Here is a 16633-nt window from a genome sequence, read left to right as displayed (position 1 = left end):
TCCTCAAAGCTCTTTTCTGAGTCGTGCCACAGGTATGTTTAGCTGCTCCCTATATTTTGCTACAGTTCGTCGAGCAATGTTGTACCCACATTCTTTTAGTGCCTTTTCCAGCTTTTCATCAGATAGTGGTTTGGACTTGTCTTCCTTCTCAATAAAGGATTTTAGCTTGCTCTTTACCTCACGACTACTCACATCTTCACCTGATTCGGTAGAGATACCTTCTGAGAAAAAATACTTAAGAGGAAAAACACCAAACTCCGTTTGCACGGATTTACTGCTGGCCACTCTGGAAACTGTGGAGATATCCATGTGAATTCGGTCTGCAATGTCTTTCAGAATCATAGGTCTGAGTTTGGTCTCATCTCCTTCCAAGAAATACTCATATTGAAAGTCGATGATGGCTTGCATGGTATTGAGGAGCGTTTGCTGTCGCTGGCGTATCGCATCGATAAACCACTTGGCAGAGTCGAGTTTTTGTTTAATGAAAGATACTGTCTCCTTCAGCTTTTTATCCTTTTTGTCGCTCTTATCGTAGGCGTGGAGCATATCGGAATATGACCGACTCACTTTAAGCTCAGGGGCATTCCTAGAGTTTAGTGAAAGCTCAAGTTTATCATCATTGTTTACCAGAATAAAATCCGGAATAACATATTGTGTCTTCGCCACCTCATCACCTGTACCTCCTGGTTTCGGGTTTAATTTGGTGATGAGATAAATGGCTTCTCTTAATAAATCTTCGTCATCCAGCCCAAGCTTTCGGGCTATCTTATCATAGTGTTTTTTCGAAAACTCGTTGAAGCAGGAATCGATAATCCGTTTTGCTATTTGCACTACCTCATTATCCTCATCCTTTCGCTCTAGCTGCAATGAAAGGCATTCCTGAAGATTTCTGGCACCTATTCCCGCCGGATCAAAATTTTGAATTTTGTATAGCAAATTCTCCAGCTCCTCTTCGTCTGTTTCTACACCCTGCGAAAATGCCAGGTCATTGACGATCGCCTCCAATTCGCGTCTGATGTAGCCATCGGAATCAATACTCCCTATTAGCTGGCGTCCCAGTATTTCCTGACGATCGTCCAGCTTTAAATAGCCGAGCTGGGAGATCAGGTGCTCGTGAAGGGTCTTTCCAACGGAGATGGGTGATTCCCTGTCTTCCTCATCAGGATTTCTGCCATCGCCCTGCATTTTGTAGCCGGCATAGTCGTCCTGCAAATAATCTTCAATCCCCTCGGCAGCACTCTCATATTCATCTTCATACTCCTCAGCCTGATCGTCCGTTTCTTTTTCTTCTTTACCCTCTTCCAGGGCTGGGTTTGCTTCCAGCTCTTCTTCCACACGGGCTTCCAGCTCTGCGGTGGGCACCTGCAGCAGTTTGATAAACTGGATCTGCTGGGGAGACAGTTTTTGTTGAAGTGATTGGGTAAGTGAGAGTTTTTGCATTTTTCTAGTCCTAAGTAAGTACACCTCTGATCGAAGATCAAAGGGCCTTTTATAGCTAAGTCTATTTGTATCAGGCAAGCCTGAAAGCTAATGACCTCACTATGAGAGTCAAAAATATCACATTCGTTACTTTTGCCGCGCAAATATTTAACGATGGCAGATAAAATTAGAAGAACAAAAATCAGGCAAATTCTGAACGAAGGAAAATCGGGGAGAGAATTATGTGTAAAAGGATGGGTGAGGACAAAGCGAGAAAGCAAGAATGTGGCTTTTGTGGCTTTGAATGACGGTTCTACTATCAATAATCTGCAGTTGGTGTTGGATGTGTCAAAAGTGGATGAGCAGGTGTTAAGAAAAATTACCACAGGTTCAAGTATTTCAGCATTTGGAAAACTGGCAGAATCTCAAGGTTCTGGCCAATCAGTTGAGCTTTTGGTAGAAAACATAGAAGTGCTGGGTGAGGCAGATCCCGAGGAATATCCGTTACAGCCTAAAAGACACTCACTAGAATTTTTAAGGGAGATTGCCCACCTGAGACCAAGAACTAACACTTTCGGCGCTATCCTTCGAGTGCGACATGAGATGGCCTATGCACTCCATTCTTTCTTTCACAAAAAAGGATTTTTATATCTCAACACTCCGATCTTAACAGCATCTGATGCAGAAGGAGCGGGAGAGACTTTCAGAGTGACCACTCTGGATTTAAACAATGTGCCAAAAACAGATGAGGGTGAGGTTGACTACAAGCAAGACTTTTTTGAAAAGGAAACAAATCTCACAGTTTCTGGTCAGTTGGAAGGCGAGCTTGCTGCTTTAGCAGTTTCAGAGATTTATACATTCGGCCCGACCTTCCGTGCTGAGAATAGCAATACGACCCGTCATCTGGCGGAATTCTGGATGGTGGAGCCTGAGATGGCTTTTTACGATCTGGACGATAACATGGATCTGGCTGAGGAAATGTTGAAGTATGTGGTGAAGCATGCCTTAGATAACTGCAAAGATGATTTAGCATTCCTCAATCAAAGACAGCTTGATGATGAGAAACAAAAGCCACAGAACGAGCGAAGCGAAATGACGCTTTTGGAGCGTCTCCAGTTTGTGGTTGATAATGATTTTGAGAGGGTTTCGTATACCGAAGCAATTGAGATTCTGAAGCAATCCAAGCCCAATCAGAAGAAAAAATTCCAATACCTGATCGAAGAGTGGGGCGCTGACCTTCAGTCTGAGCATGAGCGGTTTTTGGTTGAAAAGCACTTCAGCAAACCCGTGATCCTTTACAACTATCCGAAAGACATCAAAGCGTTTTATATGCGTCAGAATGATGATGGAAGGACGGTTGCGGCTATGGACGTGCTATTTCCGGGAATAGGTGAGATCGTAGGTGGGTCCCAAAGAGAGGAGCGAAAGGCAAATCTTGAGGCTAGAATGGATGAGATGAACATACCTAAGGAAGAGCTGAGCTGGTATCTGGACACCCGGAGATTCGGGACAGTTCCTCACAGCGGATACGGGCTTGGTTTTGAGCGAATGATCCAGTTTGTGACCGGTATGGGCAACATCCGTGATGTGATCCCATTCCCCCGCACGCCGGGCAATTGCGAGTTTTAAGATCAAACAATTTTAGGTCCGCTGTAGTATATTCGTTACCGATATTGCAGTGGACTTATGGAGAATTTTCTAAACTACTTTGCTGAGTTGACCACCATCCAGAAGATCATCTGGGTGGGTATATGCCTTTCTTTTTTTCTGGTATTAGAGTTCCTAATACCTCTGGTAAAGCATAACTACAAGCGTCTGAGGCATGATGGTGTGAATATGTTCTTCTTCGTTTTTTTGATGATCATCAATGTGATCTATGGTGTCGCTTTGGTTGGTGCTACAAAGTGGACAGCTCAGGCGGATTTTGGTATTCTTAACTGGTTTGATATGCCGGTGTGGCTGGGATTGCTTATTTCTTTTGTGGCCTTAGACCTAGTATCCCAATATTTTGCCCACTTCCTCCTTCACAGAGTGAAATGGATGTGGAAGCTTCACCTGGTTCATCACAGTGATACGAAAGTGGATCTTACTACAGGGGTTAGGCAGCATCCGATTGAGTTTATCGTGAGGGAGGCGCTAGCTCTTGGCACCTTCGTTTTGTTTGGTATGCCAGTGGCTTATTACCTGTTTTATCGAATCATAACGATATTTTTTACCTACTGGACACACGCAAATATCAAGCTTCCATCATGGCTGGATAAAACGTTGAGTTATGTCATCATCACTCCGAATATGCACAAGTTCCATCATCATTTTGAGCGTCCATGGACGGATAGCAATTTTGGCAATGTGCTGTCTATTTGGGATCGAATGTTTGGGACACTCACCTATGATGACACCTCAAAAATCAAATATGGTCTGGATGTGACCGACGGAAGCCGTGATGAGGATATCAAGTACCAACTAGGTTTGCCATTCAATAAAGGCATCAAGACAGATTATTAAAATCAAAAGCCCATCCATCAATGACGGACAGGCTTTTTAGGTGAGGAATAAAACAGTCCTCAAAAGTCAAATGCTACGAATATTTGAAATCCGGCATTCTTGGAGTTGTTGAGAGCTTCTCCAGCAAAGGATCCGGACTTACCTACTTCTCTTAATCCATAGTTGTATCTGGCACCTACCATTCCGGTTTCAAAGTCTAATGCTGCACCACCTACAAGTCCATAGTCGAATCGATGGAAGTCATCTGTATCAAGAGACTCTATGTTGTTAATGTCTCCATCAGAATCCACATCTTTAATATTTGATCCTACCAAAAATCCGGCATAAGGCCCGGCATGTAGTTGAAATGCTCCGATCTTTCCTACAAACATGATTGGCACCTCCAGATAGTTTAGGTTGAATCGGTATTTACCACTTCCAAAAACATTGTTGTAAACCAACTCAGCTCCCTTGGAAGAGTAAGCCACCTCTGTTTGTATTGCAACCGGCCCTTCAGTCTGATGCCAGATACCAAGGTTTAATCCGAGTTTAAGGTTTTCATCACTCACATCATCTACATAAAGGTTAGAGAAATTTGCTCCGCCCTTGATACCACTTCGCTGTGCCATCAATAGACCGGATGCGATGAATAATATGCTAAAAAAAATTGCTTTCGTTTTCATGTCTATTGTTTTATCCTGTGAAAAATGATTTTAAAAGAAGGGCCCGCTAGAGCGCGGGCCCATTGAGTCACCACAACCCATAACTGATCCTAGCTTTTTACAGCTACAACCAGGTATTTTGAGATTCCCCAGAATTTATCCGGGTTTTTGATGTCTATGTATTTGATCAGCTCACCTTCCTTCACAATCTCGTAGGAATCCGAAGGGTGCTCAGTGATCAAGTCTACTTTTTCAGCATCTACAATCAGCCTATTGGTAGTTCTGATATCGATCTCACTGAATTTATCTTTTTCCGCATCAGAGTTTAGTTCATTGGTTTTTCCAAACCATAGAAATCCACCTTCCTTAGAGACAAGTCCATCTTCTACAAGTGACTTTTCTGAGCCGATAGCAAAGAATGCTTTACTCATCTGGTCTTCCTGCATGTGGATTTTATTTTCCTGAGTTGTGATGGTTTCTTCCTGAGTATCTACTCTGTATTCAAGGGATTTGATGTCTGTCATCATCTCAGCAATGGCTACATCTTTTTCCTTCAGTTCATCTCTTAGAGCAGCAATAGAAGTCTTTCTATCCTCCAGCTCTTTAGATAACTGATTCACTCTGCTTTTGAATGAATTCAAATTGATGTTTGCATTGTCAAGCTTAGCCACAAGGCGAGCGACGGTCTCATTGGTTTGAATAATCAGACTATCGATCATGCTCATGTCTTTCACCATTTGCTTTTTATCTGCGGCAGTGAAATCACTTGTGCTATTAGCTTCTGAAAGGAGATTTTCACGCTGCTTGATTTTCTCGATTTTACTCTCTACCCCATACATGATATCGATGATTTCATTGTATGCAGAGTCTCTTTGCCGAAGCTCATCCTCTAGTTGCATTGACTGTACCTGAAGCTCTTCTTTCTGTTCTTGCATGTTAATAAAAACCACTGCAAGTGCGATAGTGATGGCTAAGCCTATCACCACAGCTAGTATGTTTTTGGTTTGCGTTTTCATAATGGTTTATGTTTAGATTTTTACTTGATTTAAAATTGATTTTATCCATCTCTTCAGCCTGTCTATCCTAAGTGCTACCGGGACTTGTTCTTCGTATTTTCTACCATAGCTGCTAATGTGAGCGATGGTGCATACGGTGATTCCCAGCATGATGTAAGTGATTGCTACTAATTCCATAACTGTTCTGATTAAAAGGTTACTTTAATACCCAAGCCCGGGTCTAGCGCGATGAATGCATCGCCATCGGTAGCCACTTCAAAGAATGGTTTGAAATCTAGGCTCATAGCAATGGGTACTTCCCGGATTTTATATTCTATCCCGAAGATGCCGTCTACACCAAAACCCACTTCAGATGTTTCACGCCGATAGATTCCATCACCCTTCACCATATCGGATTGCGTGGCGATATGACCACCGATACCATAGTACCAGTTTAGTCCCGGCTCAGAGAATGCAGGAGCATATCGCTCCACCAATAGTGTTGCCGAAAAGGCGTTAGGATAGAATCCCACAATACCTTCCAGCGCGCTATTGCCGCTTGTGAAATGTTTGATTGTAAGTCCTGAAGTACCTAGTCCTCTTACACCCACAGCTGTTTTGTAAGTATCTCCTGTCTTCAGCTGCTGACTCATCGCCGGTGCAGCTAGAAAAAGGCTTATTGATAGGACTGCTATTGATTTTAATATTTTCATAGTCGTATTCTGTTTTATTCCGACTATGAATATTCAATTGGTATGCCTTTATATTAAAATATTGAAAATCAATGAATTATGATTTGTTTGACAAGTGTTTTATTCTCAAAATGAGAAAACGTCTCTTATTGGGAGGATTCGTTTTCTTCTTTGAGTAGCCTGTAGATGGTAGATTGTCCAATGTCCAGCTTATCAGCTACCAGCTTAATGTTGTCATCATACTTCTTCAAATACAAATGGATGATTCGCATCTGGTATTCTTTCATACTCATTTCTTCGGTGAGTACGTCCGCCAGAACATCTTTTTGGGCAAAGGTGATATCGTCAGGTAAAATTTCATCACCATCTGCCATCACCATCGCCAGCTCTACGATCGATTTCAGTTCTCTGATGTTGCCCGGGAATGAATAATTCATAAATTTCTGAAGTGCTTCCTTCGAGAAAACTTTGATTTTCTGATCGTTTTCTTTGGCAAAGGCCGTGGCGAAATGCTTGGCAAGGATGATCACGTCTTTGTCTCGTTCACGAAGAGGAGGGAGCTCTATCGGAAGCCCAAAGAGTCTATAATAAAGGTCTTCGCGAAAATTTCCATTTTTTACCTCTTGCTGCAGGTTTCTATGGGTGGCCACAATCACACGACAGTCGACTTTTACGATGGAACTGCCTCCCACCCTTGTAATTTCCTTCTCTTGTAGCGCTCTCAGAAGTTTAGCCTGTAGGGAGATATCCATCTCGCCGATTTCATCCAGGAATAATGTTCCACCATTGGCTTGCTCAAATTTTCCGATGTGCTTTCCGGTAGCTCCGGTAAAGGATCCTTTCTCATGACCAAAGAGCTCACTTTCTACCAGATCTTTCGGAATGGCGCTCATATTGACAGGTACAAACGGTTTGGTCTTCTGCTTTCCGTTATAGTGGATGGACTTGGCCACCACTTCTTTTCCGGTACCGGTCTCACCGGTAATCATAACTGTGATATTGTTGTTAATCGCTTTCTCGATGAGCTTGAACACACGTTTGATTCCGGCACTCTGTCCAATGATATTGGACTGAAATTCATATTTTTTTTCAACCTCTTGCTGAAGGGTTTCTACCCGTTCTTCCAGTTTTTTATTCTTTCCAAGCTTGTTGAGGACATGGATCAAGCGATCACGGATGTCATCGGTTTTGGTGAGGTAGTCGTAGGCTCCTTTTTTCAATAGGTCAATGGCGGTCTCTATATCCTGTTGTTCAGATATGATGATCACCTCAATAGATGGATCGAATGATTTGATTTTATCAAAGAGCTCCGAGCCGCTGTAGTCTGGCAAACGGAAATCCAAAGTAACAAGCTGTGGTTTGTCCTTAAGTTCTTTTAGCATGGATTCTCCATTCGGGAATGCTTTGACGGAATGGTCAGGATTGAGGCTTAGCGTATGTACAAGTAACTTTCTGTACCAATCATCATCCTCTACTACAAAGATTTTAAAAGACTGCTGGCTCATGTATTTTCCGCTTTTTGTAAATGTAACTGAAGTGCCACAACGAGGTTTTGCACAGAAGATGTGATTTTTTCAAAATTATCCTGCTCAATGGGCTGCCCGGCTCGGGCGCTTATTTCGTGCTTTTTCAAAAGGCTTACAACCTCATTTGCTTTGAAGTGCCTTGCAGGAGCAATGATTTTGTGGAGCACTTCTGCAGCATCGGGCCAGTTCTCATCCCGGTAATGTTTCGATAGCTCATCAAGATTGGATTGGGTACTGGTGATAAACGTCTCAACCATATCTTTTACAAAGGCTTCATCACCCATTTTATTTAGGCTTTCGAGGTTGAAATCTGATTCATAGCTTTCCATGGTTGTGTTTGATTTTGTGTGAGTTGTGCGGCCAATCATCAGGTTGAGCAGCTCGTTGGTGTCGAAAGGTTTTCTTAGCACATTATTGATTCCTGAGTTTTGAGCGAGCTTCATGTCCTGATCAGAAACCGTGGCAGTCAGGCCAATGATCGGGGTGCTTTTATTCGGGCCATCTTCTTTTCGGATTTTTTCGGCGACCTCCGGTCCGTTTAGTTCGGGCATTCTAAAATCCATGAGCACCACATTATAGCTGATGTTTTCCATTTTCTCATAGGCTTCCGCTCCATCTACAGCAATGTCATAAGTGACATCATGCTCCTTGAAGATAGCCATCAATAATTTTCTGTTGAATTCTTCATCATCTGCAATGAGTATGTGCATTTTCTGAAGCGTTGGAGTCTGCCCAAGGTGGACGGGCTGTTCATTTCTATCTTCAGAGTACTCGTAGGGTAGTGTAACGGAGAAGGTGGAGCCATGACCTTCCACACTGTCCACTTTGATTTTCCCACGATGAATAGTCACTAGTTTCTTAGTAATTGAAAGTCCTAGTCCTGTCCCTTTAAGCTTATCCTGACGGTTGACCTGCTCAAATTCATTGAAGATATGCTTTTGCCTTCCTGCCGGTATCCCGATTCCCGTATCCTTGATGGCAAATGTGAGTAGTACACCTTTCTTAGAAGAATTTTCCTGCTTCGCATACACCTTTACTCCTCCTTTTTCAGTGAATTTGATGCCATTATAAATAAGGTTGAGCAGTATCTGTCTTAACCTATACGGGTCACCAATTACAATCTCCGGTAAATCGTATGTTTCATATTCCAGGCTTAACCCCTTTTCTTCTGCTTTATCCTCCAACAGTTTGATGGTGTCGGATATCAATTCCTCGGGATTGAATGCCTTGCGCTCCAGTTTGATCTTGCTACTTTGCAATTTGGAAAAGTCTAGTACATCATTTAGGATGTGTGTCAGGTGCTCTGTGGACTTGTCGATAATTTTCAGATATTCTAATTGCTCTTCATTCAGATCACCTTTCAGAAGGATTTTAGCAAAACCACCGATCGCATTCATGGGAGTTCGGATCTCATGGCTCATGTTGGCCAGAAACTGCTCCTTTTCCCTTGCCAGTTTCAGGGCATTTTTGCGGGATGAATCCAGTGCTTCCTGATGCTTTTTGGTGCGCAGAATGTAAATGATAAGCACCGAGAAAGTGATCAGCAAAAGCACTGGGCCCACAATGCTAAACATGGTCACATACCTATTGGTAAATCGAGCAATGTCTCTAGCATCCGCAGCGTTGGCACGAATTCGGCTAAGCTCCCATTCTTCAATTCTCTTTAAAATGGAATTGATTTTTGTCTGGATGTCCTGATGGTCCTGTTGAAGAGTAAACTCCTTTAGTTTCTGAGAGTAGGCCTGTCTTTGGGATTCGTTTGCGATCGAATCCAGTTGATAGTTGATGATGTCTCGATATTCAGTAGAGCCATAGATGTCTATGGTATCGGATGTAATCACCTCCTCCTTTTTTCCAAAGAGGTTTTGAAGAAAGCCCCGCTTTTTTCTCATCAGCGTGTCTTCCAGTATTTGCCTGGTCTGAATATCATTTAACTGGAGCTTGATGTTGGCAAAAGTTTCTTCCATGGAGCCGTAATCAAGATCTGCCACCTGTGTAAGTACTGTGCTCTTGTTTAGTATAAGGTTCTGCAGGGAATCAATGGCCTTCAGAATCCCCTGTTCGTCATTTTGTTCTTTAAGTGTATCAAGTGTCCTAATGGAGGCAGCTACCTTATTTCGGAAGGTCTCCATGTGGCGTGTCTCCTCGGTGTATACATACCGCTCCATCGCATTTTCCATTTCCTGGAGCTCGGAAGAGATATTATTGAGGAGCAGGAGGTTTACGTTCGGTTTCACTTCGTCCTCCAGTGCACCAATGATTTGGTTGAGGTTCTTATATGCGAAAAAACCAAGGAGGGAGGCCCCAATGGTCAGAATCAAGAGAGATGTACCCAGAATGTAGGGAAATCGGTTTCGCTTCAAAGATGTTTTTTTGGACAAATGTCGAAAGGTTTGTGGTAACGAATTATAAGAAGCCAAGGCCATGCCATAAGTCGGATCCGCCACCAAAAGGATGAATTTACGAAAAAGAAGGCGGGATGCAGCTGATTAATTTCTCATTTTAAGAAAATGTGTACAACAATGAGAAAAGGAAATGGTAGCAAAATCCTTCAAAAGTAGCCTCTCCAGGAATCGAACCTGGATCAAGCGTTTAGGAAACGCCTATTCTATCCGTTGAACTAAGAGGCCATAAAAAGGATCGCAAATTTATAAAACCTTAATAAACCTCCGGGTGCATATAGTTTGGGTAAATCTTCATGTGCACTTTCTTTACTTCTTCGGCTAGCAGGTCTCGCAGTTCCTGTACTCCTTTTCCTGTTTTTGCACTAATCTGAATGGACATGCCCTTTCCATTGGCAATAGGCTCCTCTATTTTATCAATCTTATTGTATACCCTGATTGTAGTGATATTACCAGCCTCAATCTCTGCTAGTGTCTCATCCACTACCTGGATGTGATCTTCATGTGATGGGTTGGAGGCGTCAATCACGTGTAGGAGGATGTCCGCTTCCCTCACCTCGGCAAGAGTTGATTTGAATGATTCAATCAGTGAGTGTGGAAGTTTTCTGATAAATCCTACAGTGTCAGAAAGCAAAAATGGAAGGTTATTCAAAACCACTTTTCTCACAGTAGAATCTACGGTTGCAAAAAGTTCATCTTTGGCATACACCTTCTCTTTGCTTAAAATATTCATCAAAGTGGATTTACCGGCATTGGTATACCCCACCAGTGCCACCCTTACAATCCCGGTTCTGGATTTTCGCTGGGTAAGTGATTGCTTTTCGATCTTCTCCAGTTTCTTTTTCAGCACGTTGATCTGGTCACGGATGATCCTTCTATCCGTTTCGATCTCCTTCTCCCCGGCACCACCCCGCGTACCAGTTCCGCCCCGCTGACGCTCCAGGTGAGTCCACATTCTGGTTAGTCTTGGGAGCAGGTATTGGTATCGTGCAAGCTCCACCTGAGTTTTCGCCTGGGCTGTTTTTGCCCGCTTCAGGAAAATGTCGAGGATAAGCAAGCTGCGATCATAGATTTTGATTTTTAATTCCCTTTCCAGGTTTCTAAGCTGAGAAGGAGAAAGGTCGTCATCGAAAACCACAACATCGATATCATCCATCGTACAGGCCGTATGAATTTCTTCCAGCTTCCCCTTGCCCACAAAGGTTTTGGAATCAGGATGCTCCAGCCGTTGAGTGAATTTCCCCACAATGTCGATTTGCAGCGTTTGCGAGAGAAATTCCAGCTCATCCATCATTTCGGTCATGCGCTCTTCAGACTCAGATTTTGAGCCAACAGCCACAAGGATCCCCCGTTCGTTCTTTTTTGCAGTTTCGATCATATTATTCGCAAATTTTGCTAATAAACCATAGCTTACAAAAGTTTGCTACGTAAAGAGTTTACACTGTGAAGATTGCTTTTGTTGCCAACTCGTGCTGGAATATTTTCAATTTTAGAAAGGGCCTTGTTTTTCACTTCCTCAATCGAGGAGATGAGGTGATCGTTTTGGCACCTCATGATGAGTATTCGGACGCTATCGTAAAGTGGGGAGCTACCTGGATCAATACACCTCTGGATAGCACTGGCGTGAATCCGATTAAGGATCTCAAATATTTCAGAGTTTTGAGGTCCGCACTCCAGAAATATAAGCCCGATGTTGCGCTGGCCTATACCATCAAATCAAACATTTACTCCTGTCTGGCAGGCAACTTCTCTAACGTGCCGGTGATCTGCAATGTGAGCGGCCTGGGTACCGTATTTCTGGTGGAGGGTGTCGTGGGACAAATTGCCATGTTTCTCTATCGGGTAGCGTTTCGATCTGCCAGCCATGTCTTTTTTCAGAATGAAGATGATCAAGAGCTTTTCCTTTCGAATGTGAACCTTGCCCGGGAACGAATCGGGCTGCTGCCAGGGTCAGGAATCAACCTCGAAGAATTTAAATCCCAACCTCTACTAACCTCGGATAAAGTAAGGTTTCTGATGGTTTCTCGTGTGATCATAGAAAAGGGAGTGGAAGACTATGCAGAAGCTGCTGCTTACTTTAAAGATGATGATCGGGTGAGCTTCAGCCTGGTTGGAAAGTTTGACGAGGACCATGCCAGGTCGATTGAGAAATCAAAATTGGATCAATGGATCAATAATGAAATACTAGATTACCAACCTCACTCTGATGAAATTCAGAATCTTATTTCTGATCATGATGTGTTGGTGCTTCCGTCGTATCGTGAAGGTACCCCGCGCACATTACTGGAAGGAGCGGCGATGGGCCGGCCATTGCTGGCGTCAGATGTGCCAGGCTGCAGGGAGGTGGTTTGTGATGGGTTCAATGGATTTCTTTTTGAAGTGAAAAACTCAAAAAGCCTGATTGACAAAATCAAGCTGTATCTCTCATTAAAACCCGAAGAGCGAGAGCAATTGGCTGCTAATTCTCGTAAGTTGGTGGAAGAAACATTTGATGAACAGATCGTAATCGATGAATATGAGAAAATCATCCATGGAATCGTCAAGCCTGCGTAGAATATTTCAGCTATTTTTGAGGACATAAACACTTATCTGTGAACCGTTTAGTATTAATTGTTTTAATCGCCGTTTTAAGTAGCTGTAAGGCCTACAAGCAGGACATCATGTTCAAGCTGGATGATAATTTTACTGAGGAAGACCTGTCTGTGGTGACCGCCGAGCTGGAGGGTAACTACCTGCTTCAGCCTAATGACGCTTTACTTTTGGATGTTTTCACCAATCGGGGGGAGCGGCTGATAGATCCCAACCTGGAGTTGGTGACCACACCGGGTCAGCAACAGCAGCAATTCAAAGACAGATTTCAATACATCATCCAGGCAGATGGTTCAGTTAATTTCCCCATGATAGGAAATACCCAGCTGGCCGGAAAGACCTTATTTGAGGCGGAAAACGAAATTGCCGCCAGGTTTGACGATGTGTACAAAGGCTCTTTTGTGAAGCTCAGAATCACCAACCGAAGGGTATTTGTGCTTGGAGCTCCGGGAGGCAGAGTCATTCCTCTTCCCAATGAAAACACCAGTCTGATTGAGGTTTTGGCATCTGCTGAAGGACTAGACCTTGGTGCCAAATCTCAGAATATCAAATTGATCCGGGGAGAAGAAGTTTACCTAATTAACCTAAGCACAATAAGCGGCATGAAGGAGACGAATATGCTGGTAAAACCCGGCGATGTAGTGTATATAGAACCCTGGAGGAGACCCTGGCTGGAAACGCTTCGTGATGTTTCGCCGACACTCAGTTTAATTTCAAGTGTGCTTACTTTAATAGTTGTCGTTCAAAATTTGTGATGGAGAATAATCTGCAGCAACCGATAGAAAGTGAGCGGGATATTTTTGAGTCTTTTGACTTAGAAAGGTTTTGGTATGTGCTCAAGCGCAGCAAATTCTGGATGATTGGTTTTGTTTTGCTGACTACTTCTCTGTCCTACTTGTACGTCCGGTACACCAAGCCGGTTTTCAATTCAGAGTCGATCATTAAGCTGGATTTTGAGAGTGAGGCCAATGTACTGGGGCTGGTGGAGTTAAATACTCAGGAGCGCAATGAACTTTCGGGCGAGATTGAGTTGATAAAATCAAAGCTATTTCTATCCCGGGTGGCTGAAGCTGCCAAAATGGATGTTTCCTACCACGTATATGGCAGGTATCTTACCGATGAGCGTTACAGAAATTCGCCTTTTATTGTTTCCTTCAAAGTTCACAACCCTGCCTTTTACGATACACCCTTTGATATTCAGTTTGGCGCAGAGGATTTATTCAGTCTTTCGTACTATAAAAACGGAGAAGAGGTAGAGAAGAAGCACCTGTTTGGCGAAGAAATTAGGACGGAGGATTTCAATTTACTAATTCAGCGAACTGAGTTGTTTGATTCTAAAGACGAAAACAAATACTTCTTTATCATTAATAGCAAGGAGGCGCTACTCAATACCCTTCAGAGTAATCTGAATGTCATCCCTGAGAACTTTAATGCAAAGACCATCAAAGTATCCTATTCGGATTATAATAAATACAAAGCCAGAAATCTGGTGGAGTTAATTGACTCGCTGTACCTGGATTACACCCGGGAAGTGAAAAACCTTGCGATAGAGCAGAAAATAGACTTTTTGAACAAGCAGATTGAGAGCACGGAGGATAAACTTTCGGAGTATGAAAACTACTTTGAGGAGTTTACGATAGAAAACCGGACGACCAACTTGGGAGAGGATCTCAACCGAACCATCGAGCATCTTGGTGCGCTGGATTCGCAGAGATTTAACCTAAGAAGAAATATTAGTGACCTGGAGATTGTACAGCGGCAGGTGAATGAAAAAGGCGCAGTTGCGATCAATCCGTTTTTGATGGAGCAGCTTCCTGCATCGCTTTCAGAGTCAATTTCCGAATATTCTGAGCTACAGCAGCAGCGGGAGCTAAAACTTGCTTCCTACAATGAGACGTCCTATGTTATCGAGCAGATTGACCTCCAGCTGGAAAAATCCAAGGAGATGGTGACTGAGCTTCTAGCGTCTTATGGAGGCACACTTGAAGACCGCCTCAACCAGATAGACCGCCGTAGGGGCATTTTGGAAAACAACTTATCACAGCTCCCTTCTATGGGAACGGAGTATAGTAAGAATAGAAGGTTTTATGAGTTGCAGGAAGAATTCATGCTTTCACTGCAGGAATCTAAAATGGAGCTCGAAATCACCCGTGCGGGTACCGTCACCAAAAACGTGATCCTGGCACCCGCATCCTTGCCAGCCACACCCATCAAGCCGCAAAAAGCCCTGATCATTGGTGCCGGATTCATGGTAGGATTCATAATTAGCATCGTATATCTATTGATCAGGTATTTGATCCACAATAAAGTTGCTGGCGTGAGAGAGTTGGAGCGTCTTGTAAACGTGCCCGTGCTTGGAGCTATCCCGCATTATACCGAGGAGCACCTGAACAGGACATCCCTTGTGGTGAAGAAAGATTCGAAGAGCTCTTTGAGTGAGGCACTGCGAACCATCCGCACCAACATGGATTTCATACACAATGAGCCTGAATCTAAAATCATCAGCATTACCTCAACTGTGCCTGGTGAAGGCAAAACCTTTGTTGCAGCCAATTTGGGTGCCATCATGGCTATGACAGGTCAGAAAGTCTGTGTCGTTGATATTGATCTGCGAAAACCAAAAGTTCACCTGGCCTTTGGTGGAGTGAGTGCAAAAGATGGCGTGAGCACTATCCTTTCCGGGAAAAGCAAGCTCAAAGAAAGTGTGCAGCAAACCCCTATTGAAAACTTATCATTTATCTCGGCAGGACCTACCCCGCCCAATCCTTCGGAGCTCTTGTTGCAGTCAGAATTTACCAAGATGCTTGCTGATTTGAGAAAGCTCTATGATGTCGTCATCTTGGATACGCCACCAGTGGGGCTGGTGACTGATGGAAGATTAGTGATGAAATATTGTGACATTCAGATTTACGTAGTGCGAGCGGATTACTCCAAGCGAAGCTTTGCAAAAGTGATCAATGACATGCGAGCCTCCGGACAGTACTCCAATATGACCACCATTTTGAATGCAATAGACTCCACTCCGGGTTATGGCTATGGGTATGGATACGGCTATGGATACTACAAAGAGAAAAAATCCAAGGCCCGCAGAGCGGCAGCTACCATCAAAAGTTTATTCTAATGAGATTATTTGGGAAGAGAAATATCAGTCCGCTTGAAGTGGATTTGCATTCCCATATCATTCCAAATATTGATGATGGCTCCCAGTCTGTGGCAGATAGCATAGAGATGATCCTGAGTTTGAAAAAATTGGGCTATAAGAAGATCATCACCACCCCTCACATTCACCCCCGATATCCAAATACACCTGAAGTGATCATGGCAGGATATCATTTGATACAGGATGAAATCAGAAAGAGAAGCATTGAGATGGAAGTGGAGGTTGCTGCCGAATATTTTGTGGATGAAGTGTTTAGCGAAAAGCTGGAACGGGGGGACAGGATTCTTTCATTCGGGGATAAGTATGTTTTGGTCGAATCGTCCTTCGTAAACAAGCCATTTTTTTTTGAATCTGTCATGTTTGATCTGATCTCTCAGGGATACAAACCTGTTTTGGCCCACCCGGAGAGGTATGAATTTTTGGAAGGCAGAATAACCTGGCTGGAGGAACTAAAAGATACGGGCGTTTTGTTGCAGGTGACTATTGGGTCTATTGGAGGGTACTATGGATCGGAACCGGAAAAACTGGGGAGGACTTTATTGAAAAAGAATATGGTAGATTTTCTAGGCTCAGACATGCATAGAATGAGGCATCTGGCGTTTCTGGAAAAGGGCTTGAAATCCAGGGAAGTGCAACAGGCTATTGCTGAAGGACGAATCAGGAATTCTGAACTTTGAATGAGCTGTGGAAAACTTTTTGCTCCA

At 43.4% G+C, this 16633-nt stretch carries 14 protein-coding genes and 1 tRNA gene; 6 read left to right on the top strand and 9 right to left on the bottom strand.

The genetic code is table 11. From position 1 onward, the window contains the following. Positions 1-3: 3 nt before the first annotated feature. On the bottom strand, positions 4-1440 hold the full coding sequence (gene rpoN, locus RLN88_RS10480) for an RNA polymerase factor sigma-54 (protein WP_350221348.1): 1437 nt from the start codon (positions 1438-1440) through the stop codon (positions 4-6). Between the two features lie 153 nt (positions 1441-1593). On the opposite strand from rpoN, the gene asnS reads away from it, so the two are divergent. Then, positions 1594-3048: an asparagine--tRNA ligase gene (asnS, locus tag RLN88_RS10475; protein ID WP_350221347.1), complete on the top strand. Its 1455-nt coding sequence runs from the start codon at positions 1594-1596 to the stop codon at positions 3046-3048. Between the two features lie 57 nt (positions 3049-3105). Continuing rightward, on the top strand, positions 3106-3924 hold the full coding sequence (locus tag RLN88_RS10470) for a sterol desaturase family protein (protein WP_350221346.1): 819 nt from the start codon (positions 3106-3108) through the stop codon (positions 3922-3924). Between the two features lie 59 nt (positions 3925-3983). Here RLN88_RS10470 and RLN88_RS10465 read toward each other — a convergent pair whose 3' ends face one another. The 8 genes from RLN88_RS10465 to hflX all read right to left on the bottom strand — a co-directional run bounded on the left by RLN88_RS10465 (position 3984) and on the right by hflX (position 11558). Next, entirely contained in the window at positions 3984-4586 is a 603-nt protein-coding gene (locus RLN88_RS10465; RefSeq protein WP_350221345.1) for a porin family protein, read from the bottom strand. Positions 4587-4675: 89 nt separating this feature from the next. After that, positions 4676-5581, bottom strand: a complete 906-nt coding sequence (locus tag RLN88_RS10460; RefSeq protein ID WP_350221344.1) for a Cbp1 family collagen-binding glycoprotein adhesin — start codon at positions 5579-5581, stop codon at positions 4676-4678. A 12-nt stretch (positions 5582-5593) separates the two neighbouring features. Continuing rightward, positions 5594-5758 carry a hypothetical protein gene (locus RLN88_RS10455; RefSeq protein WP_350221343.1) on the bottom strand — a complete coding sequence of 55 codons (165 nt, stop codon included), beginning with the start codon at positions 5756-5758 and terminating at the stop codon, positions 5594-5596. Between the two features lie 11 nt (positions 5759-5769). After that, positions 5770-6273 carry a hypothetical protein gene (locus tag RLN88_RS10450; protein ID WP_350221342.1) on the bottom strand — a complete coding sequence of 168 codons (504 nt, stop codon included), beginning with the start codon at positions 6271-6273 and terminating at the stop codon, positions 5770-5772. A 125-nt stretch (positions 6274-6398) separates the two neighbouring features. After that, positions 6399-7757: a sigma-54-dependent transcriptional regulator gene (locus tag RLN88_RS10445; protein WP_350221341.1), complete on the bottom strand. Its 1359-nt coding sequence runs from the start codon at positions 7755-7757 to the stop codon at positions 6399-6401. Continuing rightward, positions 7754-10141, bottom strand: a complete 2388-nt coding sequence (locus RLN88_RS10440) for an ATP-binding protein (RefSeq protein WP_350221340.1) — start codon at positions 10139-10141, stop codon at positions 7754-7756. Before RLN88_RS10440 ends, RLN88_RS10445 begins: the two co-directional genes overlap by 4 nt. Before the next feature lie 195 nt (positions 10142-10336). Then, positions 10337-10408, bottom strand: a tRNA-Arg gene (locus RLN88_RS10435). 28 nt (positions 10409-10436) lie between these two features. After that, a complete protein-coding gene (gene hflX / locus RLN88_RS10430; protein WP_350221339.1) occupies positions 10437-11558 on the bottom strand; it encodes a GTPase HflX in 1122 nt (373 codons plus the stop codon). Between the two features lie 65 nt (positions 11559-11623). Here hflX and RLN88_RS10425 point away from each other — a divergent pair, with 65 nt between their 5' ends. The 4 genes from RLN88_RS10425 to RLN88_RS10410 are packed head-to-tail and all read left to right on the top strand — an operon-like array spanning position 11624 to position 16606. Beyond that, positions 11624-12733 carry a glycosyltransferase family 4 protein gene (locus RLN88_RS10425; protein WP_350221338.1) on the top strand — a complete coding sequence of 370 codons (1110 nt, stop codon included), beginning with the start codon at positions 11624-11626 and terminating at the stop codon, positions 12731-12733. 38 nt (positions 12734-12771) lie between these two features. Continuing rightward, complete coding sequence (locus RLN88_RS10420; protein WP_350221337.1) at positions 12772-13524, top strand: polysaccharide biosynthesis/export family protein; 753 nt, start codon at positions 12772-12774, stop codon at positions 13522-13524. Beyond that, on the top strand, positions 13524-15890 hold the full coding sequence (locus tag RLN88_RS10415; RefSeq protein ID WP_350221336.1) for a GumC family protein: 2367 nt from the start codon (positions 13524-13526) through the stop codon (positions 15888-15890). The genes RLN88_RS10420 and RLN88_RS10415 overlap by 1 nt, the downstream gene beginning before the upstream one ends. Beyond that, complete coding sequence (locus tag RLN88_RS10410) at positions 15890-16606, top strand: tyrosine-protein phosphatase (RefSeq protein ID WP_350221335.1); 717 nt, start codon at positions 15890-15892, stop codon at positions 16604-16606. Before RLN88_RS10415 ends, RLN88_RS10410 begins: the two co-directional genes overlap by 1 nt. Positions 16607-16633: the final 27 nt, after the last annotated feature.

The sequence above is a fragment of the Ekhidna sp. genome, from assembly GCF_040223195.1.
In the GTDB taxonomy this organism is placed as follows: Bacteria; Bacteroidota; Bacteroidia; order Cytophagales; family Cyclobacteriaceae; genus Ekhidna.
Note: the sequence above shows the minus strand (reverse complement) of the source record. Positions and strands in the feature narration are given on the sequence as shown.

What these genes read in the sequence shown, in the direction of transcription:
- RLN88_RS10450 (WP_350221342.1), bottom strand. Translation starts at nt 6,273, where the DNA reads ATGAAAATATTAAAATCAATAGCAGTCCTATCAATAAGCCTTTTTCTA.
- RLN88_RS10455 (WP_350221343.1), bottom strand. Translation starts at nt 5,758, where the DNA reads ATGGAATTAGTAGCAATCACTTACATCATGCTGGGAATCACCGTATGC.
- hflX (WP_350221339.1), bottom strand. Translation starts at nt 11,558, where the DNA reads ATGATCGAAACTGCAAAAAAGAACGAACGGGGGATCCTTGTGGCTGTT.
- RLN88_RS10410 (WP_350221335.1), top strand. Translation starts at nt 15,890, where the DNA reads ATGAGATTATTTGGGAAGAGAAATATCAGTCCGCTTGAAGTGGATTTG.
- RLN88_RS10470 (WP_350221346.1), top strand. Translation starts at nt 3,106, where the DNA reads ATGGAGAATTTTCTAAACTACTTTGCTGAGTTGACCACCATCCAGAAG.
- rpoN (WP_350221348.1), bottom strand. Translation starts at nt 1,440, where the DNA reads ATGCAAAAACTCTCACTTACCCAATCACTTCAACAAAAACTGTCTCCC.
- RLN88_RS10445 (WP_350221341.1), bottom strand. Translation starts at nt 7,757, where the DNA reads ATGAGCCAGCAGTCTTTTAAAATCTTTGTAGTAGAGGATGATGATTGG.
- RLN88_RS10460 (WP_350221344.1), bottom strand. Translation starts at nt 5,581, where the DNA reads ATGAAAACGCAAACCAAAAACATACTAGCTGTGGTGATAGGCTTAGCC.
- asnS (WP_350221347.1), top strand. Translation starts at nt 1,594, where the DNA reads ATGGCAGATAAAATTAGAAGAACAAAAATCAGGCAAATTCTGAACGAA.
- RLN88_RS10415 (WP_350221336.1), top strand. Translation starts at nt 13,524, where the DNA reads ATGGAGAATAATCTGCAGCAACCGATAGAAAGTGAGCGGGATATTTTT.
- RLN88_RS10465 (WP_350221345.1), bottom strand. Translation starts at nt 4,586, where the DNA reads ATGAAAACGAAAGCAATTTTTTTTAGCATATTATTCATCGCATCCGGT.